2 protein-coding genes are annotated in these 1,666 nt (G+C 61.7%); both read left to right on the plus strand.

Features of this window, described 5'->3' with window-relative positions:
- The first annotated feature begins 30 nt into the window (after positions 1-30).
- Positions 31-729, plus strand: a complete 699-nt coding sequence (gene urtE, locus FEM54_RS32135) for an urea ABC transporter ATP-binding subunit UrtE (RefSeq protein ID WP_065930636.1) — start codon at positions 31-33, stop codon at positions 727-729.
- A gap of 31 nt (positions 730-760) precedes the next feature.
- Positions 761-1,600, plus strand: coding sequence for an urease accessory protein UreD (locus FEM54_RS32140; RefSeq protein ID WP_017136776.1), 840 nt, complete (start codon positions 761-763; stop codon positions 1,598-1,600).
- Positions 1,601-1,666 lie beyond the last annotated feature (66 nt).

The raw sequence follows: 1,666 nt of genomic DNA on the forward strand, positions 1-1,666 counted from the left end.
CCTCAGTGGGGAATTGAGGAGGTTTTGAACATGCTGCAAGTCGACAAGCTGCACCAGTACTACGGTGGTAGCCACATCCTGCGCGGGCTCTCATTTGACGTGAAGATCGGCGAAGTCACCTGCCTGCTCGGCCGTAACGGCGTGGGCAAGACCACCTTGCTCAAATGCCTGATGGGTTTGCTGCCGGCCAAAGACGGCGCGGTGAATTGGGAAGGCAAGGCCATCACCGGGTTCAAACCGCACCAGCGCGTACACGCGGGCATCGCCTACGTGCCCCAGGGCCGGGAGATTTTCGGGCGGCTGACAGTGGAAGAAAACCTGTTGATGGGGCTCTCGCGCTTCCCAGGCTCCGAAGCCAAGGAAGTCCCGGCGTTTATCTATGAACTGTTCCCCGTATTGCTGCAGATGAAACATCGGCGCGGTGGCGACCTGTCCGGCGGTCAACAGCAGCAGTTGGCAATTGGCCGCGCATTGGCCAGCCGCCCGCGCCTGTTGATTCTCGACGAGCCCACCGAGGGCATCCAGCCGTCAGTCATCAAGGAGATCGGTGCAGTGATCAAAAAGCTCGCGGCGCGCGGCGATATGGCGATCCTTTTGGTGGAGCAGTTCTACGACTTCGCCGCCGAACTGGCCGACCAGTACCTGGTGATGTCTCGTGGTGAAATCGTGCAGCAGGGCCGAGGTGAAAATATGGAAAGCGAGGGTGTGCGCGGGCTGGTTACGATTTAATCTGTTGTGTCCTGACGATAAGTAAAAAAACATGAACCTGCCCGTTACCCCTGCCCTGTTCACCCCCAGCTGGCATGCCGAGCTGGAACTCGGCTACGCGCGCTTCGGCGACACCACGCGCCCGGTAATGCGCCGCCACCTCGGCCCGCTGCGGGTGCAAAAGCACTTGTACGCCGAAGGCCCCGAGGTGTGCCAGCACATCATCGTCCACCCGCCAGGCGGGATAGCCGGCGGGGACCGCCTGGACATCAGTGCACACGTGGGTGCAGGCGCATGGGCGCAACTGACCAGCCCCGGTGCGGCCAAGTGGTATCGCGCCAGCGGCCCGGCCTATCAAACACTCGACCTCACCGTGGAAGCTGGTGCGACCCTGGAATGGCTGCCCCAGGAAACCATCGTGTTCAGCGCTGCCCAGGCCGAACTCAGCACGCGCATCGACCTGCAAGGCGATGCCCGGCTGTTCTACTGGGACGTGATCGCCCTTGGCCGCCCGGCCAGTGGTGAACGTTTTGACCTGGGCCACTTTCAATCGCAGCTGGATATTCGCCGCGACGGCCAGTTGCTCTGGCATGAGCGCCAGCGCATTGTAGGCGCCGACGGTTTGCTCGACTCGCCCATCGGGCTGGACGGGCAACCGGTGTTTGCCACGCTGTTGCTGACCGGCGATATAGACCCTCAATTATTGGAAACCTGCCGCGCCCTGCCCCATGCGATTCGCGGCGACCTGACCCAACTGCCCGGCTTGCTGGTCGCCCGCTGCCTGGCCAGTGAGGCGCTGCTGGCGCGGGGTTGGCTGATTGATTTATGGAAATTGTTACGTCCGAGTGTGCTTGGGCGAGAAGCGGTTCCACCCAGAATCTGGAGCACATGAAGATCAACCTGTGGAACTGAGTTTATGTGGGAGCTGGCTTGCCTGCGATGGCGGTGTGCCTGATAC

Origin of the sequence: Pseudomonas edaphica (assembly GCF_005863185.1) — a bacterium.
GTDB lineage: Bacteria > Pseudomonadota > Gammaproteobacteria > Pseudomonadales > Pseudomonadaceae > Aquipseudomonas > Aquipseudomonas edaphica.

What these genes read in the sequence shown, in the direction of transcription:
- FEM54_RS32140 (WP_017136776.1), top strand. Translation starts at nt 761, where the DNA reads ATGAACCTGCCCGTTACCCCTGCCCTGTTCACCCCCAGCTGGCATGCC.
- urtE (WP_065930636.1), top strand. Translation starts at nt 31, where the DNA reads ATGCTGCAAGTCGACAAGCTGCACCAGTACTACGGTGGTAGCCACATC.